General features: G+C 69.4%; 20 protein-coding genes. 3 read left to right on the top strand and 17 right to left on the bottom strand.

Annotation, left to right across the window (positions count from 1 at the left end; genetic code table 11):
* Positions 1 to 157: 157 nt before the first annotated feature.
* Positions 158 to 1,384: a GGDEF domain-containing protein gene (locus HV798_RS09300; RefSeq protein ID WP_175192532.1), complete on the top strand. Its 1,227-nt coding sequence runs from the start codon at positions 158 to 160 to the stop codon at positions 1,382 to 1,384.
* Here HV798_RS09300 and HV798_RS09295 read toward each other — a convergent pair.
* Positions 1,374 to 3,278 (bottom strand): alpha/beta hydrolase family protein, encoded by a 1,905-nt coding sequence (locus HV798_RS09295; protein WP_425486134.1) that lies wholly within the window; start codon positions 3,276 to 3,278, stop codon positions 1,374 to 1,376. The two genes, HV798_RS09300 and HV798_RS09295, sit on opposite strands and share 11 nt — an antisense overlap.
* A gap of 182 nt (positions 3,279 to 3,460) precedes the next feature.
* On the opposite strand from HV798_RS09295, the gene HV798_RS09290 reads away from it, so the two are divergent.
* On the top strand, positions 3,461 to 3,913 hold the full coding sequence (locus HV798_RS09290) for a BPTD_2524 family lipoprotein (RefSeq protein ID WP_175192530.1): 453 nt from the start codon (positions 3,461 to 3,463) through the stop codon (positions 3,911 to 3,913).
* A gap of 4 nt (positions 3,914 to 3,917) precedes the next feature.
* Here the strand turns inward: HV798_RS09290 and HV798_RS09285 are convergent, their stop codons facing one another.
* On the bottom strand, positions 3,918 to 4,343 hold the full coding sequence (locus HV798_RS09285) for a PaaI family thioesterase (protein WP_025135412.1): 426 nt from the start codon (positions 4,341 to 4,343) through the stop codon (positions 3,918 to 3,920).
* Positions 4,344 to 4,526: 183 nt separating this feature from the next.
* On the opposite strand from HV798_RS09285, the gene dinB reads away from it, so the two are divergent.
* Entirely contained in the window at positions 4,527 to 5,609 is a 1,083-nt protein-coding gene (dinB, locus tag HV798_RS09280; protein ID WP_025135413.1) for a DNA polymerase IV, read from the top strand.
* Between the two features lie 102 nt (positions 5,610 to 5,711).
* Here dinB and HV798_RS09275 read toward each other — a convergent pair whose 3' ends face one another.
* The 15 genes from HV798_RS09275 to HV798_RS09205 form a co-directional block, all read right to left on the bottom strand.
* Complete coding sequence (locus HV798_RS09275; protein WP_175192529.1) at positions 5,712 to 6,797, bottom strand: hypothetical protein; 1,086 nt, start codon at positions 6,795 to 6,797, stop codon at positions 5,712 to 5,714.
* Between the two features lie 56 nt (positions 6,798 to 6,853).
* Entirely contained in the window at positions 6,854 to 7,315 is a 462-nt protein-coding gene (locus HV798_RS09270) for a GatB/YqeY domain-containing protein (protein WP_175192528.1), read from the bottom strand.
* A gap of 136 nt (positions 7,316 to 7,451) precedes the next feature.
* Positions 7,452 to 7,892, bottom strand: coding sequence for a hypothetical protein (locus HV798_RS09265; RefSeq protein WP_025135415.1), 441 nt, complete (start codon positions 7,890 to 7,892; stop codon positions 7,452 to 7,454).
* 36 nt (positions 7,893 to 7,928) lie between these two features.
* Positions 7,929 to 9,152 (bottom strand): beta-ketoacyl-ACP synthase, encoded by a 1,224-nt coding sequence (locus tag HV798_RS09260; RefSeq protein ID WP_175192527.1) that lies wholly within the window; start codon positions 9,150 to 9,152, stop codon positions 7,929 to 7,931.
* On the bottom strand, positions 9,152 to 9,883 hold the full coding sequence (fabG, locus tag HV798_RS09255; protein WP_025135417.1) for a 3-oxoacyl-ACP reductase FabG: 732 nt from the start codon (positions 9,881 to 9,883) through the stop codon (positions 9,152 to 9,154). Before fabG ends, HV798_RS09260 begins: the two co-directional genes overlap by 1 nt.
* Complete coding sequence (locus HV798_RS09250; RefSeq protein ID WP_175192526.1) at positions 9,880 to 10,335, bottom strand: hotdog family protein; 456 nt, start codon at positions 10,333 to 10,335, stop codon at positions 9,880 to 9,882. Before HV798_RS09250 ends, fabG begins: the two co-directional genes overlap by 4 nt.
* Complete coding sequence (locus HV798_RS09245) at positions 10,332 to 11,531, bottom strand: beta-ketoacyl-ACP synthase (RefSeq protein WP_175192525.1); 1,200 nt, start codon at positions 11,529 to 11,531, stop codon at positions 10,332 to 10,334. The genes HV798_RS09250 and HV798_RS09245 overlap by 4 nt, the downstream gene beginning before the upstream one ends.
* Positions 11,528 to 12,097: a DUF3261 domain-containing protein gene (locus HV798_RS09240; RefSeq protein ID WP_175192524.1), complete on the bottom strand. Its 570-nt coding sequence runs from the start codon at positions 12,095 to 12,097 to the stop codon at positions 11,528 to 11,530. The genes HV798_RS09245 and HV798_RS09240 overlap by 4 nt, the downstream gene beginning before the upstream one ends.
* A gap of 7 nt (positions 12,098 to 12,104) precedes the next feature.
* On the bottom strand, positions 12,105 to 13,352 hold the full coding sequence (locus HV798_RS09235; protein WP_175192523.1) for an NAD(P)/FAD-dependent oxidoreductase: 1,248 nt from the start codon (positions 13,350 to 13,352) through the stop codon (positions 12,105 to 12,107).
* A 42-nt stretch (positions 13,353 to 13,394) separates the two neighbouring features.
* Positions 13,395 to 15,722, bottom strand: coding sequence for an MMPL family transporter (locus HV798_RS09230; RefSeq protein WP_175192522.1), 2,328 nt, complete (start codon positions 15,720 to 15,722; stop codon positions 13,395 to 13,397).
* Entirely contained in the window at positions 15,706 to 16,434 is a 729-nt protein-coding gene (locus tag HV798_RS09225) for an outer membrane lipoprotein carrier protein LolA (RefSeq protein WP_246288657.1), read from the bottom strand. Before HV798_RS09225 ends, HV798_RS09230 begins: the two co-directional genes overlap by 17 nt.
* Positions 16,431 to 16,880, bottom strand: a complete 450-nt coding sequence (locus HV798_RS09220; RefSeq protein ID WP_175192521.1) for an acyl-CoA thioesterase — start codon at positions 16,878 to 16,880, stop codon at positions 16,431 to 16,433. Before HV798_RS09220 ends, HV798_RS09225 begins: the two co-directional genes overlap by 4 nt.
* The gene (locus tag HV798_RS09215; RefSeq protein ID WP_175192520.1) at positions 16,873 to 17,796 is read right to left on the bottom strand and encodes a lysophospholipid acyltransferase family protein; all 924 of its coding nucleotides are present in this window, start codon (positions 17,794 to 17,796) and stop codon (positions 16,873 to 16,875) included. Before HV798_RS09215 ends, HV798_RS09220 begins: the two co-directional genes overlap by 8 nt.
* Positions 17,793 to 18,545 (bottom strand): glycosyltransferase family 2 protein, encoded by a 753-nt coding sequence (locus tag HV798_RS09210; protein ID WP_175192519.1) that lies wholly within the window; start codon positions 18,543 to 18,545, stop codon positions 17,793 to 17,795. The genes HV798_RS09215 and HV798_RS09210 overlap by 4 nt, the downstream gene beginning before the upstream one ends.
* The gene (locus HV798_RS09205) at positions 18,532 to 20,220 is read right to left on the bottom strand and encodes an ApeI family dehydratase (protein ID WP_175192518.1); all 1,689 of its coding nucleotides are present in this window, start codon (positions 20,218 to 20,220) and stop codon (positions 18,532 to 18,534) included. Before HV798_RS09205 ends, HV798_RS09210 begins: the two co-directional genes overlap by 14 nt.

Below are 20,220 nucleotides of genomic sequence, written 5' to 3'. Positions count from 1 at the left end.
ACGTTTCATGCGACGGAGATGGCAGGTGGCTTTTGCCACGCTGGTAACAAAAAACGTCAAAGATACGGGTGTGTAACGTGTCCCCGACTGTGAATCCGGTGCAACAGATGTTCCAAGCGACGGCGACCGCCCACGGGGGCGAGAAGCCGGCAAACACATGACGACTGCTCTATTTTTTCTGGTCTGGGGCCTGGCGACGGCGCTGGCGCTGCCGCTATTGCTGCCGTTTCACGCGCGCGGCATCGAGGGCGTGCGGGCCTTCACGGCAGCCAACGCGCTGGCGGTGCTGTCGCTCCTGGCCTACGCCTCGTCCGACCTGCTGCCGCCCGGCCTCTACGTGATGGTGTCCAACGCCGCATGGCTGGCCGCGATGAGCCTGGTGTACGTGGGCGTGCGGCAGTTCTTCGGCCTGCGCCCGCACGCACGGCGCGCCGCCGTGGCCGCTGCCGTCGGCATCCTGGCGATGGCGCTGATGCTGTACGCCACAGATAACCTGGTCGGGCGCATGACGCTGTTTTCCGGCTACACCTGTGTGCTGATGGGCGCCACGGGGCGGGTGGCGTACCGCCAGCGCCAACGCATCCAGACGCCGGGCGTGATGCTGTACGTGATGCTGGCGATGTTCGGCCTGGCCGCGTTGAGCGCGCTGCGCGCCGTGGTCTATGGCAGCGGCTGGGTCCATGCGGTGTCGCTGCTCGACCCGGCGCCGTGGGGCCTTTTCTTCATCGTCTGTGGCTCGGTGACGGTGCCGGCGCTGTTCCTGGCGCTGCTGCTGTTGATCCAGACGACGCTGTCCGAGCAGATGCAGGCCGCGCTGACCTTCGACAGCCTGACCCGCGCCTATTCGCGCCGCAGCATCCTGGACGAGCTGGAACATGAATTGCAGCGCTGCGAGCGCGGCGACGGCCGGCTGGCCGTGCTGGTGCTGGACATCGACCACTTCAAGTCCATCAACGACCGCTACGGCCACGCGGCGGGCGACAGCGCGTTGCGGCACTTCGCCCAGGTGGTGCCCAAGGCGGTGCGCGCCAGCGACCGCTTCGGCCGGCTGGGGGGCGAGGAATTCGTGCTGCTGATGTACGGCTGCGATGCCGCCCACGCGCTGGTGCAGGCCCAGCGGGTGTGCGATGCGTTGCGGGATTCGCCGCTGTACCTGCAAGGGCAGGAAGTGCGCATGACCACCAGCGGCGGCGTGGCGACGTTTCAGCCGGGCGATACGGCCGATGGCATTCTGGCCCGCGCCGACCTGGCGCTGTACAAGGCCAAGGAACTGGGGCGCGACCGCATCGAGATGGCCTGGAGCGGGCGCCTGCCGGGCCGCCAGGCGGCCCGGGAGGACGGCGCCGCCGCGTTGGCGACGCCGGTGCAGAACCCTACGGTTTGAGGTGCTGGGTGAAGAACTTTTCCATCGCCTCGTAGAACTCGAACTTGTTTTCGTCGTTGTGGAAGCCGTGGCCTTCGTTGTCCTTGACCATGTATTCCACTTCGACGCCGCGGGCCTTCAGCGCCTTGACCATCTGGTCGCTTTCGTCTTTGTTGACGCGCGGGTCCTTGGCGCCCTGGGCGACGAAGAGCGGCGTCTTGATCTTGTCGGCGTGCAGCGCGGGCGAGGTGGCCGCCAGGCGCGCCTTGTCGCGTTCGGGGTCGCCGACCATGTCCTGCATCTTGGCCAGCATCGGCTTCCAGTAGGGCGGAATCGACTTCATGAACGTGAACAGGTTGGACACGCCCACGTAATCGACCGCGGCGGCGTACAGGTCAGGCGTGAAGGTCACGCCTGCCAGCGTGGCGTAGCCGCCGTAGCTGGCGCCATAGATGCCGATGCGCTTGGGGTCGGCAATGCCTTGCTGCACCAGCCACTGCACGCCGTCGGTGATGTCGTCCTGCATCTTCAGGCCCCACTGGCCGAAGCTGGCTTCCCAGAACTTGCGGCCATAGCCGGTGGAGCCGCGGAAGTTCATCTGCAGCACGCAGAAGCCGCGGTTGGCCAGGAACTGCACTTCGGGGTTGTAGCCCCAGCCGTCGCGGGCCCACGGGCCGCCGTGAGGATTGACGATGCACGCCAGGTTCTTGGGGTCGCGGCCGGCCGGCAGCGTCAGGTAGCCGTGGATGGTCAGGCCGTCGCGGCTTTGGTAGCTGATGGGCTGCACCCGCGCCATGTCGGCCTCGGGCAGGGCCGGGTTGATGTCGGCCAGCTTGCTGAGGGTGTCGGCGCGGGCATCGTAGATGTAGCGCGAACCCGCCGTGCGGTCGTTGTAGGCGGCGACGATGAATTTGTCTTCGTCGCGGTTGGCGCCCTGGATGGCGAACTGGTAGCCCTCGAGCTTGGCTGACAGGTTCTTGAACAGCGTTTCGGTTTCTTTGTCGAAGAACTTGAATTGCGGCTTGTCGGTCTGGTAGGACGCGACGGTCAGGACGCGGCGCTTGCGCGAGAAGCCGGCGGCGTCGAGGTCGACGGTATCCGGGGTGAAGATCTCGTCTTCTTTGTCGGGCGTGGCAGGGTCGATGACCACCAAGCCGAGCTTGTCGCGGCCGCGGTTGGACAGGGCGTAGAACTTCTTGTCGTCGAACGTGAAGAAGGCCGGGCTGACGCTGGTGCGGTAGTCGGTGGTGAGCAGCGGACGGAATTCCGAGGCTTCGTTGTCGCGGTAGAGCAGGGTGGTGTTCAGGCCGTCGCTGGTGACGGCGGCGCGCACCTTGCCGGCGTGGTCGGTCTGCCAGCCGACGATGTTGCCGGGGTTCTGGGCCACCAGCACGCCGGCGCCGGTGTGCACGTTGACGCGGTAGACGTCGAACACCTGCGGGTCGCGCTGGTTGTGGCTGATCAGGATGTGGTCGGGATCGTCTTCGAGATCGTCTTCGATGCTGGCGCGCACGCCGTCATACGGGGTCAGGTCGGTGATCTTGCCGGTCTTGGCGTCCACCGCCAGGACGTGGAAGTTCTCGTCGCCGCCGAAGTCTTTCTGGTAAAGCACGACATCGGGGCCTTTCCAGAAGAAATTGCTGATGTCACGGGCGGTTTCGCTGGTCAGCTTGCGGGGTTCGCCCACCGGCTTGCTGCCTTCCAGAGCCTGCACGTAGATGTTCATGCGGGGCGGCTTGCCGTCCACGCTGGTGGGCTGCATGAAGCCCAGGGTCTTGCCGTCGTCGGCCAGGCGGAAAAAGCCGCGTTCCGGGTTGCGGAAGAAGTCTTTCAGCGGGTAGGCACGGGGGGGCTGCGCGGCGTGAGCGCCCAGCGAAGCGCCGACGATGCCGGCAGCCAGAAGGGTGTGTTTCATGAATGAGAGCAAGGCGGACCTCCGACGGATGCAGCCGGCTGCACTTGCCGCCGGACTCATCGATAATGCCATAGCCGCGCCCGGGGTGTCGAACCGCCGGGTGACCGAATTGTCCCGCCGGGAGCGGTCCCCGGGATTGCCTCGTTTGCGGGATAATCGCGGCTATCAATCTGGAGAAACACATGGTTAGGAATCTGGTCGCGGTGTCGGCGCTGGCCCTGGGCCTGGCGGGCTGCTCGCTCGGCATCTCGCAAGACAGCGCGTCGCCGCACAGCGAATTCAAGGCGCCCGTGAACTACAAGGACGCCTACGCGACCGTCGTGCGCCAGGCCAATGCCTGCCTGCGCAGCACCGACAACGCCTACCGCGTGGTGGCCAACCTGGACGAAAGCGCGCAGTCCGGCGTGGTGCGGGTGCTGGCCCCCTACACCGACAACGAAATGACCCGCGTCGACCTCAAGGCGGCGGGCCCCAAGACCACCGACACCCGCATCGTGATGTGGGGCAAGGGCACCTGGGACGCGGCCGCGATGCGCGCCATGCAGGACGCGATCTACTACAACCTGACGTCGTGCTCGTCCTACATGCCGCTGGATCCGCGTCCGCCAGCCAAGCCTTCCAGGGATCTGAAGTAGAGAATCAATCGCCGCCAGGTCGGCGGCGGATGATCTTGAAGGTGGCGGTGGCGCGGGCGACGAGTTCGCCGTCGGCGCGGCGGATGTCGCCTTCGCAGAAGGCGATGGATGCGCCGCGGCGCAGGCAGCGGGCTTCGATGACCAGGTCGCCGGTGGCGGGGGACAGGAACGTGGTGTTCATGTCGATCGTGGCCATGCCTTCGGTGGCGTCGGCCGACCCGCGGGCGGCGGCGCTGAGAGTGAAGTCCAGCACGCTCATCAGGGTGCCGCCGTGCACGTCGCCGCGGCTGTTGGTGAGGTCTTGGCGCCAGGGCAGGGTGGTGCGGGCGTAGGCCGGCGCGATGCTTTCGGGCACCAGGCCCAGAAAACTCATGAAGGGAATCGCCAGGCCGAAATACTCACCCGGGGCGGGGGTTGCGGTTGCAGTCATGGAAGCGGTGTGCGGGAAAGGAATAAGACAGGAATTTGCCGGTCATAATATCCACTTTTCCGGCGCGCGCATGGCCTGGCACCCCCCAGGTGTCCGGCAAGCGTCCAGTGGGCATTCGATAGTGTTCGTTGATCGAACCCGTTGCGTGGTCCGCGCCCGTTTTGCCTGCAACCGTTTTGCCCCATGAGCGAGCCCAGCCGCAAGATCGTACACATCGACATGGACGCGTTCTACGCGTCGGTGGAACAGCGCGACAACCCCGACCTGCGCGGCAAGCCGGTGGTGGTGGCCTGGACCGGACCGCGCTCGGTCGTGTGCGCCGCGTCGTACGAGGCGCGCCGCTTTGGGGTGCATTCGGCCATGTCGGCCATCCGCGCGCAGCGGCTCTGTCCGCAGGCGGTCTACGTGCCGCCCGATTTCAACCGGTATCGCGACGTCTCGCGCCAGATCCGCCAGATCTTCGCCCGTCATACCGACCTGATCGAACCCTTGTCGCTGGACGAGGCCTACCTGGACGTCACCGTCAACAAGCTGGGCCTGCCGTCAGCGACCGAGGTGGCGCAGGTGATCCGCCAGCAGATCCGCACCGAAACCGGCCTGACCGCGTCGGCGGGCATTGCACCCAACAAGTTCCTGGCCAAGATCGCGTCCGACTGGAACAAGCCCGATGGCCAGTTCGTGATCCGCCCGACCAAGGTGCTGGAATTCCTGCAGCCGCTGCCGGTGCGCAAGGTGCCGGGCGTGGGCAAGGTGACGCAGGCCCGGCTGGAACAGTTGGGCATCCATACCGTGGGCGACCTGGCCACGCACGGCGCCGAAGAACTCGAACACTATTTCGGCCGCTATGGGCGGCGCCTCTTTGAACTGGCGCGGGGCATCGACGAACGCGAGGTGCAGACCGACCAGCCGCTGCAGCAGGTGTCGGCCGAAACCACGTTTTCGGAAGATATCCGGCTGGATGCGCTGGGCGATGCCATCGACCGCATGGCGGACAAGGTCTGGGACCAGGCGCTGAAGAAGGGCGCGCTGGGCCGCACGGTGGTGCTCAAGCTCAAGACCGACCGCTTTCGCATCCTGACGCGCAGCCAGACCAGCCCCAATCCGCCGTCGTCGGCCGCCGAGCTGGCGGCGGTGGCGCGGCTGCTGTGCGAACGGGTGGAATTGCCGGCCGATACGCTGTACCGGCTGGCCGGGGTGGGCATGAGCAATTTCGCCGACCCCGCCGAGCAGTCGCGCCAGCCGGACCTGTTCGGCGGGGCGTTCTAGCGGGGGCGTGCTCAAGCGGAGCGCTGCTGAATCCGTGTGTGCGTCCGAGTATGCGTTCGTGCTTGCGTCCGGGTATGCGGAATCAGCGCATGCTGAATCGGGCTACGCCGGGTCCAGCTCGCGCTTGATGGAATTGTGCTTGATGGCCTTGCGGCAGCGCGCGACGTAGGCCTTGTCCCGCGAGGCCAGCCCCAGTTCCAGCAGCAGCCAGTCGCGCAGTCGCGCATCGCCGTGCTTGAGCTTGGGGTTCATGGCGTTCACGCGTTCGAACAGCGCATCGAATTGCGCGGTATCCGGCGGGTCGGCCGCTTTTTTCTGCTGCTGGCAGAACGCAGGCACCAGGAAGGCCAGGCCGTCGCCGCTGTCGGCGCTGGCCAGGTCGGGGTGTGCGGTCAGCGCGGCCTGCACGGCCTGGTACTGGCCGGCGTCCACGACCGGCCGCAAGGCGTATTCGCGGCAGGCCGGGCCGATGCGTTTGTGGTCGCACAGGTCCAACGCCGCCTGCAGCCCGTCGCGCGCACTGACGCTGGTCACCAACCGGCTCTTGATGATGGCGATCTCGTCGCGTTCGCTGCGGGTGTTGCACTGGGGCAGCAGTTTCAGGGCGGCGGCGGCATCACCGTGATCGGCGGCGTCGCGCAGCAGGATGCGGTAGCCCTGGTAGCGGTTGTCTTCCTCGCGAAAGATGTGGGTGGCGCGCAACTGCTGGACGTAGGGTTCGACTGCCGCGGCGCGGGCGGCCTGGCCGGCGCCGTCCTGCGCGGCCAGGGCCAGCGCGTCTTCGATGATGTGCAGGGTGAGGTGATTGAAGACGATGTCGTCTTGCAGCCCGGCCACGGCTTGCGCCATGCCGGCGGGCGACAGGCGCGCGGCCTGGAACAACAGGTACAGGCAGCGGGAGTAGTCCAGCGCGCCGTCGGCGTCGGGTCGGCTGGAATGATGGCTGCCGCGCCACAGGCCCAACGTGACCTTGCGCGCTTCGCGGTAGGCCAGCGCAGAGCCGCCGCCGCAACCCCAGCCGTAGCCGTTGTCGGGCGCGGCGGCCAGGGCCTCGATGACTGGCGCAATGGCGTCAGACAGACGGCGCAGGGCGTCCGGGTCTGACTTCAGCGGATCGACAAGGGTGGTGTCGTAGCGGGATTCGAAATGCCGGCGGCCGATATTGATGGCCTCGACACAGTCGCGCATCGCCCCGCGCAAGGGCGGGGCGACGGCGTCCAGCGCGATGGCGCTGGCGGGCGGCTTCAGGCGAGCCGCCCTTTGACTTGCTGCGACAGCGCGGTCATGTCGGCGCGGCCAGCCAGCGATTGCTTGAGCAGGGCCATGACCTTGCCCATGGCCGGAGCGCCGGTGACGCCCTGCGCGGCCACTTCGGCCAAGGCGGCGTCGATGGCGGCGGCCACTTCTTCAGGCGTGGCGGCCTGCGGCAGGAATTCCTGCAGCACGACCAATTCGGCCTTTTCCTGTTCTGCGGTTTCGGTGCGGCCGGCCTGCTCGAACGCGGCGATGGACTCGCGGCGTTGCTTGACCTGCTTTTCGATGATGGCGGTGATTTCGGCGTCGGTCAGGTCGCGGCGCTCGTCCACTTCTTTCTGCTTCACCGCGGCCAGCAGGAAGCGCAGGGTGGCAAGGCGTTCGCTCGCCTTGGCGCGCATGGCGTCCTTGACGGCGTCGGACAGGCGGGTCTTGAGCGTAGCGGAGCTCATGGGGGAACCTTTGTGTGGTGTTGCGGCAAAGCGGAAGTTTAACCGGCCCGGGTCAAGGACGGGTGGCGGTCATCCGCGTCGGTGCGCCCCGCAGGGCAGCCGGGGGCAGGGCGTCGGCCCGGGCCCCGGGCAAGGATCACTTCACGTTGGTCAGGTCGCCGCGCAGGGCGACGCCCGCCACGGTGGCGCCGGCATGGCACTCGTAGTTGATCTTGTTGCTGTATTCGTTTTTGCGGTAGTAGCTGACGATATTGGTGACCGCATTGGCGCCGGCCTTCTTGGCGGCTTCGTGCAGGGCGATCACGGCCGACTGGGCGACCCACAGGCACGCTTCGTCGTCGGACTTGCCGACGGCGTTGGTCTTGCGGTTGGTGACCACGCCAGCTTCCACGACCTTGCCTTTGGGGCCGGTGCCGGCCATGTAGAACTTGACGCTGCCGTCGATCTTGCCGCCGGCCAGCGCGGCGTCGACGGCCGCTTGCAGGGGCTGGTAGACCGAGGTGTCCCGGGCGAGCACGGGGGCCGAGCAGGCCAGCGACAGGGCCAGGGCGCCAAACAGCTTATGGGAGACGTTCATGGGTTGCGTTCCAGGTGACAGGTTGAGGGAAGGGCTTCAAGGCCAGCGGCGGAAAATCAGCGACGTATTGATGCCGCCGAAGGCGAAGTTGTTGTTCATGACGTATTCGTGGCTCATGCGGCGGCCTTCACGCAGATAGTCCAGGTCGCCGCAGCGCGGGTCGACGTTCTGCAGGTTGAGCGTGGGCGCGTACCAGTCGCCGCGCATCATTTCGATGCTGAACCAGGACTCCAGCACGCCGCAGGCGCCCAGGGTGTGGCCCAGGTAGCTTTTCTGCGAGCTGATCGGCATGCGCGCGCCGAACAGGCTGTGGGTGGCCTGGGTTTCGGCGATGTCGCCCTGCTCGGTGGCGGTGCCATGGCCGTTGACGTAGCCGATGGCGTCGGGGGCCAGGCCGGCGTCGGCCAGCGCCATTTCCATGGCGATGCGCATCGTGCGGGCTTCGGGCCGGGTGATGTGGGTGCCGTCGGAATTGCTGCCGAAGCCGACGATTTCCGCGTAGATCGTGGCGCCGCGGGCCTGGGCGTGTTCCAGCGATTCCAGCACCAGCATGCCGCCGCCTTCGCCGATGACCAGGCCGTCGCGGTCCCGGTCGTAGGGGCGAGGGGTCAGTTCGGGCGTGTCGTTCTTCTGGCTGGTGGCGTACAGGGCGTCGAACACCAGCGCTTCGCTGGGGCACAGTTCTTCGGCGCCGCCGGCCAGCATCAGGTCCTGGCGGCCGTAGCGGATGGCTTCGAAGGCGTAGCCGATGCCTTGGCTGCCCGAGGTGCAGGCGCTGGACGTCGGGATGATGCGGCCCTTCAGTTCAAAGAAGATGCCGACGTTGGCCGCGGTGGTGTGCGGCATCATGCGCACGTAGGAATTGGCGTTCAGGTCGTCGGTGACGCCGTTCAGCAGCATGTTGCCGAAGGCGCGGATTTCGGCGGTGCTGCCGACCGACGAGCCGCAGGCCACGCCCATGCGGCCATCGGCGATGGTCGGGTCGCCCAGGAGGCCGGCGTCGGCCAGCGCCAGTTCGGCGGCGCGCACGCTCAACTGCGACACACGGCCCATGCTGCGCAGTTGCTTGCGGGTCCAGTGGGCGGGCACCTGGAAGTCGTCGATGGGGCCGCCCAGGCGGGTGTTCAGTTCGGTGTAGCGCGACCAGTCGGGCATGACCCGGATGGCGCTGCGGCCGGCCTGGAACGCCTGCTGGATGGTGGCCCAGTCGGACCCCAGCGCGCTGATGCCGGCCATGCCGGTGATGACGACGCGTTTCATCAGCAAAGACCTCCGTTGACGGCGATGACCTGGCGCGTGATGTAGGCAGCGCCGGGCGACATCAGGAATGCGACCGTGGCCGCGACTTCTTCGGGGCGGCCCATGCGCTGGGCGGGAATGGCTTTCAGGATTTCATCGACGGGCACGTGCTCGTCGATCATGTCGGTGTCGATCAGGCCGGGGGCCACGCAATTGACGGTGATCTGGCGCTTGGCCAGTTCCACGGCCAGGGCCTTGGCGGCGCCGATCAGGCCGGCCTTGGACGCGCTGTAGTTGACCTGGCCGCGGTTGCCGACCAGCCCCGAGACCGATGCCATGCAGACCACCCGGCCGGGGGCGCGGCGGCGGATCATGGGCATCGCCAGCGGGCTGAGCACGTTGTAGAAGCCGTCCAGGTTGGTGCGCAGCACCTGGTCCCAGTCGTCGCCGGTCAGGGCGGGAAAGGCGCCATCGCGGGTCAGGCCGGCGTTGAGCACGACGCCGTAGTAGGCGCCATGGGCGTCGGTATCGGCCTGCAGCACGGCGGCGCACTGGGCGCGGTCGGCCACATCGAACTGCAGCACGCGCGCCTGGCGGCCGCGGGCGGCGACTTCAGCCTGCACGGCTTCGGCCTGGGCGCGTTGCTGGCGGCAGTGCAGCACCAGGTCGTGGCCGGCGTCGGCCAGGGCCAACGCGATGGCGCGGCCGATGCCGCGGCTGGAGCCAGTGACGAGAATGGGAGCGGCGCTCATTGGGGCGAATCTTCCTGGATGAAAACGGTGGGGTCCTTGGGCTGGTAGACGTTCAGCCGGGCGGCCGCCAGCAGGCGGTCGCCGTCGCGCAGTTCGCATTCGAAGACGCTCATGCCGCTGTCGTCGATGAACCCGCGCTTGACGGGAATGGTGAGCACGGCGCCGGCCGGCAGGCTGTCGGCGTGGCAATCGTAGCGGCGCGTGCCGAGCAGAAAGCCGAGCTTGACGGCGGTGCCGGCCAGCCGGGCCTGGCAGCCGGCCCAGGCGCCCACGGCCTGGGCCATGAGTTCCAGGCCCAGCCACGGCGGCAGCGAACCGTCGGGCAGCGAGTAGGGGCCGGGCTTGACGACCGCACGCGCGGTCAGGCTGTCGGCGTCGTGCGCTAGCACCTCGTCGATCAGGATCATGTTGCCTGCGTGCGGCAGCAGGCTGGCGATGGGCCAGGCGGTCATGATGGCGTCCCCAGGATCAGGCTGGCGTTGTTGCCGCCGAAGGCGAACGAATTGCTCATGGCCACGCGCGGCCGGCCCGGCGCATAGCGGTGCTGCGTGGTGGAGAAGTCCAGCGCGGGCAGGGCCGGGTCCGGCTGGCCGTCCCACACGTGGGGCAGCAGCCGGCCGTCGGCGTTGGCTGGCGCCAGGGTGATCCAGGCCAGCGCCGCTTCAAGCGCACCGGCGGCGCCCAGCGCGTGGCCGGTCAGGGGTTTGGTCGAGGCGCACGGCACGCCTTGCGCAAACAGCGCGTGCACCGCCAGGCTTTCCATGGCGTCGTTGTGCTGGGTGCCGGTGCCGTGCAGGTTGACCCAGCCGATGTCGGCGGGCGCCAGGTCGGCGGACCGCAGGGCGGCGCGCATGGCCTGCAGCGCGCCGGCGCCGGTGGGTTCGGGCGCGGACATGTGCCAGGCGTCGGAACTGGCGCCGCCGCCCAGCAGGGCCACCGTGTCATCGCCGGTGGACTCGCGCTGCATCAGGAACAGCACGCCGGCCTCGCCGATGTTGATGCCGCGGCGGTTGGCCGAGAACGGCAGGCACAGGGCTTCGTCGACCGCTTCCAGGGTGGCGAAGCCATTGATGGTCAGGCGGCACAGCGTGTCGGCGCCGCCGCAGACCACGGCATCGGCCAGGCCCAGGGCGAGCAGGCGCCGTGCGGACAGCAAGGCGCGGGCGCTGGAGGTGCAGGCGGTGGACAGCGTGTAGGCCGGGCCGGTGGCGCCCAGCCATTCGGCCAGGAACGAGGCGGGCGCGGACAGCGCCTGGCGCCGGTAGTCGTAGCTGGCAGGCCAGGCGCCCTCGGCCGCCAGGGGGCGGAACGCGGGCGCGTTGTCGTTGACGCCCGACGTGCTGGTGCCCAGCACCACGGCGACCCGGTGGGCGCCATGGCGGGCCACCGCAGCGCGCAGCGGGGCTTCGATCTGGCGGGCCGCGGCCAGCAGCAACTGGTTGTTGCGGCTGTGGTGGTGCGGCGCAAAGGTGTCGGGGATGGCGGGCAGCGGCGTGGCGCAGGCGCCCAGCGTGAGTTCGCGGCCGGCGACCCAGCCGGCCTGGCGGCGCATGCCGCCGGTGTCGCCGGCCAGGGCAGCGCGCGCCACGGTCTCGATGCCGGCGCCCAGCGCGCAGACCACGCCCGGGGTGCTCAACCAGGTGTTCATGGCTGCTCCTTCAGCGGCGCGACGTGCCAGGTGCTGCCGTCGGCATCGCGGATATCGAGTTCGCCCGCGGCCGCGCCTTGCGGCCAGCGTACGGTCCAGCGCGCCTGGCCGCGTTGCAGCAGCTCGCGCTGCGCTGCGCCGTCGGCTGCCTGGCTGGCGCGCCAGCTGCCAGCGCCGTAAGCGGCGTCCAGGTCGGCTTCGGGCGTCCAGGCGAACACCAGGGCGGCGAACAGGTCGCGCGCCTGGGCGTTGGGCCGCAGGAAGCCGTCGTTGCGCCAGCGGCCGTCTTCGAGCATCTGGCGCGCCTGCGGCACGCCCATGGGGTCGAACAGCGACCAGCGCGTGGCGCCGGCCTCGCGCTGCACCACCAGCAGCGTGTCCTGCACGGGCTGGCCGGGGCGCGATTGCACCACGTGCAGCTGGCGCGGCAGGTCGAACGGCGCCAGCCTGGCGGGCACCGGCGGCGCCCCGGCGCACCCGGCCAGCAGCGCCAGGGCCAGCGCGGCTGCGGCCGTGTGGCGGATGGCGCGCGCCAGCGGCGGGAACGGGAAGAAAGCAGGCGTCATGGGCGGGTCAGGCGGGTACCGGTTCGGCGCCGGGCGCGCGGCACAGTTCGCTCAGCATGCGCAGGCGGCGCTGCGGGCTGGCCACGAACGGGTTGGTCTGGTCCCAGGCGTAGCCGGCCAGGATCGAACTGATCATGCGGCGGATCTCGGGTTGGGCGTTTTCATAGAAGACCACATCCTGGAATTCGCCGCTGTACCAGCCTTGCACGTAGGCGCGGAAGGTCTCGACGCCGACCATCAGCGGGTCGGCGAAATCGGCCTGCCAGTCGACGGTGTCGCCGCCCAGCTGGCGGTGCAGGGCGTCGGCGGCCAGCTTGGACGAGCGCAGCGCGATGGTGACGCCGGACGAGAACACGGGGTCCAGGAATTCGGCGGCGTTGCCCAGCAGGGCAAAGCCCTCGCCGTGCAGCCGGGTGACGCTGGCGGAATAGCCGCCGATGGTGTTGGCGGGCGTGTCCCACACGGCGTTGCGCAGCACCCGCTTCAGGTTGGGGGCGGCGTCGGCCATGGCGCGCAGGGTGGTCATCAGGTCTTGGTCGGGGCTGCCGAACAGGTCCTGTCCGCCCACCACGCCGAACGAGCAGCGGCCGTTCGAGAACGGAATCAGCCAATACCAGATGCCGCTCTGTTCGGGGTGCACGCTGATGAGAATCTTGTCGCGGTCAAAACCGGGGTCGTCGATGCGGTCTTCGATGTGGGTGAAGATGGCCTTGCGCGGCGGCATCGACGACGGCCGTTCCAGATCGAGCAGGCGCGCCAGCACGCGGCCGTAGCCGCTGGCGTCCAGCACGAACCGGCTGCGCACCTGGTATTGGCTGCCGTCGGCGCCGCGCACGTCCAGGAGCGGGCCGTCGCCCGAGAAATCGGCGGCGGTCACTTCCTGCTGGTAGCGCACGTCTACACCCTGGCGCGCGGCGTCGTCGGCCAGCACCTTGTCGAACTGGGCGCGCTGCACCTGGAAGGTGGTGCCGGGGCCGGCAGTGAACTTGTCGCGGAAATCAAAGTAGGTATAGCGTTCGCCGCGGGCGAAGGCGGCGCCGTTCTTGACCTGGAAGCCGGCCGCCTGCACGGCCGGCATCATGCCGGCTTCTTCGATGAATTCCAGGCAGTGGGCCAGCAGGCTTTCGCCAATGGAAAAGCGCGGAAACTGCTGGCGTTCGAGCACCAGGACGTCGTGCCCCTGGCGCTTGAGCAGCGCGGCGGCCACCGCCCCGGCGGGGCCTGCCCCGATGACAACCACTTCCCGATGTTCCATGCCGGATGTTTCCTTGAAGAATCGATAGAAAGAATGACGGTGTCAGGCCTTGGCCGCGGGCCGCACCCATGGCGCCCACAGCAGCGAAAAGCCCACGCCCAGCGCCACCGCCATGCCGAAGTTGGCGATGGCGGGGGTGCTGCTGACGGCCAGCAGGCCGAACGACAGCAAGGTGGTCAGGGCGCCCAGGACGATGCCCACCAGGCTGGCCGCCGCACCGGCGACCCGCTCGTACATGAAGATGGCGTAGTCCACGCCGATGGCCGACACCAGCAGCAGCCCGAACAGGCTGAACAGTGTGAGCGGCTGGCCCAGGTAGCCCAGCGCGGCCAGGCTGCACGCGGTGGCGGCCAGCGGCACGGTGAGAATGCGCCAGGCGGCCGCGCGGCCCAGCGTCAGGCACAACAGCAGCGCCGCTACGGCGTACGACAGCAGCTTGAGTTCAGCGGCCTCGATGCGGGTGGCGGTGAACATGCGGTTCAGCTCGCCGCTGCGGTCCACCAGCGTGACGCCGGGCGTGGACTGGGCGATGGCGGCCAGGGCCGCCGGGTCGCGCAGCCCCAGCAGCGTGACCATGCCGGCGGCTTCGCCATCCCGCTGGCCCAGCCACAGCGGGCGCCAGCGTTCACCGACCTGGCCCTGCATGGCGGCGTCCAGCGTGACGGGCGGCAGGGCCGCCAGCGATTGAAGTTCCTGCCGGATGACGTCGAACGGCACGCCGATGTCGGTCAGGGGCTGCCAGGCCTGGGGCTGGTCGGCCAGCTGGTTCAGCGCGGCCGCGGCGGCCTGCTGGTCGGCCATGGGCGCCACGCGCTGGTTGAGGGCGTTGTAGGCCTGCAGGCCGCCGGCAGCGACCAGCGTATCCAGTTGCCGCGCGATCTGCGCTTGCCGGCGCAGCAGTTCGTCCGGGTCTTGGGCGCGCACCAGGAAGAACTGGCTGGTGGGCATGAAACCGGTGATTTCGCCGATCTGGCGCGCCTGCTGCAACAGCGGCGCGGGCAGGGCGAGCCATTGGCGCAGGTCGTCCTGGATGTTCAGGCGGCCGATGCCGCCGGCGGTGGCAGCGGCCAGCAGCAGGGCGCCTGCCCACAGCACGCCGCGGCGGCCGGCCAGGCGTTCGCGTGCGGCCAGCGCCGCCTGGGCCCCACGCAGCAGCGGCGGCCAGGGACGGGGGCGGAAGTTGCGCAGCCAGGCGGGTAGTTGGCATACGGTGCAGGCATAGGCGCCCAGCAAGCCGGCGGCGGAAAACACCGCCGTCTGGGTCAGGGCGGGAAAGGGCGTGAACGCCAGGGCCACGTAGCCCACCAGGCTGGCCGCCAGGCTGATGGTCAGGCCCGGCAGCACGCGGTGCAGCGCGGGCCAGGCGCGCCAGTCGGGCATGCCGTAGCTCTTGCCCAGCCAGTGCATCGGAAAATCGACCGCCACGCCGATCAGGCTGGCGCCGATCACCAGGGTCAGCACGTGGATCGAACCGAACACGGCCACGCAGGCCACCGTGCCGGCGATCAGGCCGACGACCACGGGCGCCAGCGCCAGCAGCGCCTGCCAGCGGCGCAGCGCCAGCAGCAGCACCAGCACGATGCCGGCAACCGCAATGCCGCCGATCCAGCTGCTTTCGGCCACGGCCTGGGCGCGCCCGGCGGCAGCGTACAGCGCGCCGCCGGCCACCAGCAGGTCGGCGCCGGTGGCGGCCAGCGCCTGGCGGTCTTGCGCGATCTGTGCGGCGATGCGCGCGGGGGCATTGCTGTCGAAGGCGTCTTCGCGCGTGGTGGCGCGTACCAGCACCCAGGCGCGGCCGTCATGCTCGGCCAGCAGCGTGCCGGTGGCCACGTCGTACTGCACCGCGCCGCCCGGGCGCAGCGCCTGTTCGCCCAGCCGGGTCAGGCCGAGCAGGTCCTGGTTGACCGGCACGGCGCTGGACGACGCAAAGGGGTCGACCAGTTCGCGCGCGCGGCGCTGGGCAAAGGCAGGAGTGTCTTCGAGCAACTGGCGGCGCTGCGCGGCGGACAGCAGGGCCAGGCGGTTGGCCAGCAGGATCGTGCGCAGCTCGGGCAGGTCGACGTCGACGTCGACCAACGCGGATTCGAACAGGCCGCTTTGCTGCCAGCGCTGCGCCAGCAGTCGCGCCGGGGCTGCGCTGTCGCCGCCCGCGGGGGCCGCCACCAGCGCCACCAGTTGGCGGCTGAGCGGTTCCTGGATGCGGGCCTCGGCCAGTTGGCGGGTGGCGTCGGCCTGCGCCTGCGGCACCAGTTCCATCAGGTTGGCGGACACGGGCCAGCCGTTGCGGCACTGCCATGCGCCCAGGCACAGCAGCAGCAACAGCCCCAGCTTGAACAGCCGCGGCAGCCAGCGTTCAAAGGCCGAAGGCACGTTGCTCCTCGGGCGTCAGCGCGTCGGCCGCCACGGCGTCGGTCATCTGCAGCACGCTGCGGTCGCCTTGCACTTCACGCAGTTCGATGCGGTCGACCAGCTTGCCGCCGTTGATCTGGATATTTTCGAAGATCTGGCGCAGCAGCACCGAGCGCGGCAGCAGCATCAGCTGCCAGGCGTTGGCGTCGCCGGTGAGCGTCAGGTCGAAGTTCTCGCGCAGGCCGCTGGTGTCGCCAGCCAGCACTGACAGGAACAGGCGGTTTTCGCGGCCGGCGCCGGTATGCTGCGGCAACGCCTGCCAGGCGCCGTCGGGGCCGCGGCGCGCAATGCCGTCGGCGCTGATGCGCAAGTCCTGCGCGATGGGGCTGCGCAGCAGCCAAAGCAGCCCGCGGCCATTGGCCAGGGTGAAGTCCCCTCGGCTGGTCAGCGGCTGGGGCAGCGAGCGCAGGAATTTCTGCTGCACGAAGTGGCCGCGCACGATGGGGGTGGCGCGCAGTTGCTGCTGCAGGTCATCCAGCGTGAAGGCGTGGGCGGCCCAGGGCAGCATGGCCAGCGCGACGCACAGCAGCAGGCGCTGCACGATGCGGTCGGCCAGTTTGGGTAGCCGATTCGGCAACCCCCGCGGCCACAAGCGATCCGGCAGCCCGGTCGGCAAACGGTTCGGCTGGCGGTTCAGCCCGTGATGCGGCAGCGCGTTCGGGTAGCGGTTCATGCGGCGTGCTCCGAGGCATCGCTTTCAAGTTTGCGCCGCACCGCATCCACCAGGGCGGCAGGCGAGGCCAGCTGCATCTCGCGGGTCTGCATGCAGACGGCCACCTGCACGGAGCTGGCCCGGGTCAGGCGCTGGCCGGTCGTGGCCTCGCAGATGAGGTAGTTGATCTTCAAGCGGTTTTCCCATTCGACCAGCTCGGCGCGCACCACCAGGCGCTGGCCGAACTGCGCGGCGTGGGCGTAGCGCAGCTGCAGGTCGATGACCGGCCACACGTAGCCGCTGGCGCGCATGGCGTCATAGCCGTAGCCCAGGCTGTCGAGCAGTTCGCAGCGGGCTTCTTCCAGGTATTTGACGTAATGGCCGTGCCAGACGACGTTGATCGAATCGACGTCGTAGAAAGGCACCCGGATCTCGACTTGCGCGCCCAGGGCGCCGCGTTTACGCATCGTCTTTCCAGAAAGGGTAGAAGTTGAACCATTGCAGCGGCGCCTGGCGGCAGTGTGCGCCCAGGCGGTCGGCGTAACGCTGCGTCCAGTACGCGATCTGCGGCTGGCGCGTGGTGCGCGTCCATTCGATGCCGTCGCTCAAGCGTTCCATGGCCACGCGGTAGCGCGCGCCGTGCCGGGTGCAGAACAACAGGTTGACCGGGCAGCGCAGCAGGCCGGCCAGCAGCCAGGGGCCCTGCGGCAGCCGCGCGGCGCTGCCCAGCAGGTCGACCTGGGTCGTGCGGTCGCCGGCCAAGGGCACGCGGTCGCCGGCAATGGCCAGCCATTCGCCGCGATCCAGACGCTGGGCCAGGTCGAGCATGACGCCCGCATCCAGTTCGCTGACCTGGATCATGCGCAGGCCGCCGCCGGCTTCGTCGAGCAGCCGGCCGAAATGCACGGCGTGCTTGGTGTGCACCAGCACGTTCAGTTTGAGCAGGCCGGATTTTTCGGCCAGTGCGCGGCACACCTCAAGATTGCCCAGGTGCGAACCCACCAGGATCTGGCCGCGCCCCACGCCCATCTGCGCATGCAGGGCGTCGGGGTCGATGATGTCCAGGTCGGCCAGCGTGATCTTGCCCTGCCAGACGTCCAGCTTGTCCAGCAGCGCCTGGGCAAATGCCAGGTACTGGCGGTAGACGGGCAAGGACCGGGGCAGCGGCGCGGCCAGGCCGCCGGCCGCGGTCAGCCGGCGCTGGTAGGCGGTGATGGCGCGGCGCGCGCGCGGGCCGAACGCATAGAAATACAGCACCACGAGCCACACCACGGGCGCCACGGCTCGGCGGCCGATGTTGCGCGCGGCCCAGGCTGTCAGGCGCATCAGCAGGGGGCTGCCGCGTTCGGACTGGTCGGCCCAGTGGGGATCGGCGGCGGTCATGCGCGTACGCCTTTGGTCAACCGGCGCAGCAGCAGCGCGGGCGAGCGCGCCAGCATGCCGAAGAACAGGCGGGCGTGCATGCGGCTGATCAGGACGTTGTCGCGCAGCGCCTTGAAATGCGACACCCCGCCTTCGGGGTAGACCACGCGCGTGGGCAGCCAGGCCATGGGCACGCCGCGCCAATGCAGCCGCACCAGAATGGCGATGTCGAAGTCCATGCGCCGGCCGACCTGCGCGCGGTCGATGACCGGCAGCACGGCATCCAGCGGATAGACGCGGAAACCGCACATGGCGTCGGGAATATCGAGCGACAGGGTATTGATCCAGACCCACACGCGGGTCAGCCAGCGGCCGTACAGGCGGCTGCGCGGCACATCGTCGCCATACACCGGGGCGCCGCAGATGACGGCTTGCGGCTGGTTGCGCGAGGCCTGCACGAAGGCGGCGGTGTCCGTCAGGGCATGCTGGCCGTCGGCGTCGACCTGCAGTGCGTGGCTGTAGCCCAGGCGGCGCGCCGCGCGCAGGCCGTCTTGCACGGCGGCGCCCTTGCCGCCGTTCTCTGGACGGCGCACCAGGTGCGTGTCCGGCCGGGTTGCCAGGGCGTCCAGCTCCGCGGCGCAATCGGGCGCCGAGCCGTCGTCCACCAGCACGCAAGGCAGGCCCAGCGCCGCCAGTTGCGCGTGCACGGCGGCCACGGTGGCGCCATGGTTGTACACGGGGATGACCGCGCAGAGCTTATGCGGCGTCATGGCAGCTTCCGTGCAGCACGCGGCCTGACGAGCAGGGGGCGCCGTCCAGCGTGTAGGCGAAATACAGCTTCTGCTTGCCGGCATCCCAGCGCAGGGCCAGTTCGGCGACGTCGCCGGGGCGCAGCAAGCGCTGGAATTTCAGGGCTTCCATGCCGGCGAAACGCAGCCCGGGTTGCAGATCGCGCTGCGTCAGCGACAGGGCCCAGGTGATCTGCGCCACGCCGGGCACCACGGGCGCGGTCGGGAAGTGGCCGCTGAAGTAGGCCAGGTCGCAGGGAATCTCGACGCGGTAGCGGCGTTCGTCGGCGCTGTCGGCGGGCTGGCTGTCGGCCATGGGATGCAGCGGGCGCTCGCCCGCCGCGACATCGAAATCCGCCTGCGGCATCTTGCCCTGGGCATTCCAGGGCAGTTGGCGCAGCAGCCGCCAACTGCGGGGAATGGCCAGCGAATCGACGTTTGCCGCCAGGTGCAGGCGCAGCGCGTCGACCACGGCGCGGCGGCCCTGGTTGCGCAGCGCGTGCAGGCCGGCTGCGGACAGCGCCACCAGGGCCGTCAGGCGCAACGCGTCCGTGGGCCGGCCGACGCGGGCCTCGGCCACGAAGGGGTGGCGCGCCAGCGACTGTTCGATCATGGGCAGCGCGATGCGTTTTTCTTCGATCTTGACGATACGGTCCAGTCGCCCCAGCAGATGGAAGCCGCCCGCGGTGAGGTCCGCGCCGTCGGCGGTCTGCTCGTCGGCGGCCTCGACCCAGGGCGACGCCACGCGCAGCGCGCCTTGGGCATCCAGGCTGATCGCCACGCCGGGAAGAGGCTGCCACGGGGCGGCGCCGCTGCGCCAGGCCACGGCGCCGGTTTCCGAGCTGCCGTAGATTTCGGTGGGACGCAGGCCCAGCTGCTGCTCGATGGCGTCGGAGACGTCGGCGGGCAACGCGCCGCCCGACGAATAGATGCGGCCCAGGCGGCCGCGCAACTGGGCCCAGTCCAGCCGGTCACCCAGCCGGCGCAGCAGCGCGGGGCTGGCGATCCAGGTGAACGCGGCGTGGCTCAGGCTGGCCTGTTGCAGGTCTTCGGGGTAGTGGCGCTGGCGGCGGTCGATCAGTCGGCCGGCGCACAGGGGCCACAGCACGCGAAATGGCAGGCCATACATGTGCTGCGCCGACACGCTGCCCAGCACCGGGCCGATGGCTTCGGGCCATTGGCGCTGCAGGGCGTCGACTTCGCGCGCCAGCTGGCCCCAGCTTTTCAGGATGTGCTTGGGCGTGCCGCTGGAGCCGGACGTGCACAGCACCAAGGCCTGCGCCGGGTCCAGCGCGGCGGGCGGCAGGGCCGGCGCGTCTTGCAGCGTGTGCAGGCGCCAGGCCGGGCGGGTGGTGGGCGGCAGATCGGTGTCGGTCAGCCAGGCATCGACACTGGCGTCGAGCAGGGCGCAGGTGGCGGGCCTTGCATCGCCGGGCAGCACGGCGGTGATGCCGGCGCGCCAGCAGGCATACAGGGCGGTGGCCAGCTCGGCGGCGTCATCGAACCAGAGCGCGGCGCGGCCGATGGCGCGGGCCTGCAGCGCACCGGCCACCGTCAGGCATTGCGCGGCGAATGCGGCGCGCGGCAGGGGCGGGTCGTCGGCGACTGGCGCGTTGTCGGCGCGCAGCAGCAGATGCGTCAGGGGAATCCAGGCCAC

Origin of the sequence: Achromobacter deleyi, assembly GCF_902859705.1 — a bacterium.
GTDB lineage: Bacteria > Pseudomonadota > Gammaproteobacteria > Burkholderiales > Burkholderiaceae_B > Achromobacter > Achromobacter deleyi.
Note: the sequence above shows the minus strand (reverse complement) of the source record. Positions and strands in the feature narration are given on the sequence as shown.

Excerpts from the sequence above, each read along its gene's own strand:
- HV798_RS09300 (WP_175192532.1), top strand. The coding sequence starts at position 158 with ATGACGACTGCTCTATTTTTTCTGGTCTGGGGCCTGGCGACGGCGCTG.
- HV798_RS09260 (WP_175192527.1), bottom strand. The coding sequence starts at position 9,152 with ATGAAACGCGTCGTCATCACCGGCATGGCCGGCATCAGCGCGCTGGGG.
- HV798_RS09250 (WP_175192526.1), bottom strand. The coding sequence starts at position 10,335 with ATGACCGCCTGGCCCATCGCCAGCCTGCTGCCGCACGCAGGCAACATG.
- dinB (WP_025135413.1), top strand. The coding sequence starts at position 4,527 with ATGAGCGAGCCCAGCCGCAAGATCGTACACATCGACATGGACGCGTTC.
- HV798_RS09265 (WP_025135415.1), bottom strand. The coding sequence starts at position 7,892 with ATGAACGTCTCCCATAAGCTGTTTGGCGCCCTGGCCCTGTCGCTGGCC.
- HV798_RS09295 (WP_425486134.1), bottom strand. The coding sequence starts at position 3,278 with ATGAAACACACCCTTCTGGCTGCCGGCATCGTCGGCGCTTCGCTGGGC.
- fabG (WP_025135417.1), bottom strand. The coding sequence starts at position 9,883 with ATGAGCGCCGCTCCCATTCTCGTCACTGGCTCCAGCCGCGGCATCGGC.
- HV798_RS09215 (WP_175192520.1), bottom strand. The coding sequence starts at position 17,796 with ATGACCGCCGCCGATCCCCACTGGGCCGACCAGTCCGAACGCGGCAGC.
- HV798_RS09220 (WP_175192521.1), bottom strand. The coding sequence starts at position 16,880 with ATGCGTAAACGCGGCGCCCTGGGCGCGCAAGTCGAGATCCGGGTGCCT.
- HV798_RS09240 (WP_175192524.1), bottom strand. The coding sequence starts at position 12,097 with ATGACGCCTGCTTTCTTCCCGTTCCCGCCGCTGGCGCGCGCCATCCGC.
- HV798_RS09285 (WP_025135412.1), bottom strand. The coding sequence starts at position 4,343 with ATGACTGCAACCGCAACCCCCGCCCCGGGTGAGTATTTCGGCCTGGCG.
- HV798_RS09245 (WP_175192525.1), bottom strand. The coding sequence starts at position 11,531 with ATGAACACCTGGTTGAGCACCCCGGGCGTGGTCTGCGCGCTGGGCGCC.
- HV798_RS09210 (WP_175192519.1), bottom strand. The coding sequence starts at position 18,545 with ATGACGCCGCATAAGCTCTGCGCGGTCATCCCCGTGTACAACCATGGC.
- HV798_RS09225 (WP_246288657.1), bottom strand. The coding sequence starts at position 16,434 with ATGAACCGCTACCCGAACGCGCTGCCGCATCACGGGCTGAACCGCCAG.
- HV798_RS09275 (WP_175192529.1), bottom strand. The coding sequence starts at position 6,797 with ATGCGCGACTGTGTCGAGGCCATCAATATCGGCCGCCGGCATTTCGAA.
- HV798_RS09235 (WP_175192523.1), bottom strand. The coding sequence starts at position 13,352 with ATGGAACATCGGGAAGTGGTTGTCATCGGGGCAGGCCCCGCCGGGGCG.
- HV798_RS09290 (WP_175192530.1), top strand. The coding sequence starts at position 3,461 with ATGGTTAGGAATCTGGTCGCGGTGTCGGCGCTGGCCCTGGGCCTGGCG.
- HV798_RS09270 (WP_175192528.1), bottom strand. The coding sequence starts at position 7,315 with ATGAGCTCCGCTACGCTCAAGACCCGCCTGTCCGACGCCGTCAAGGAC.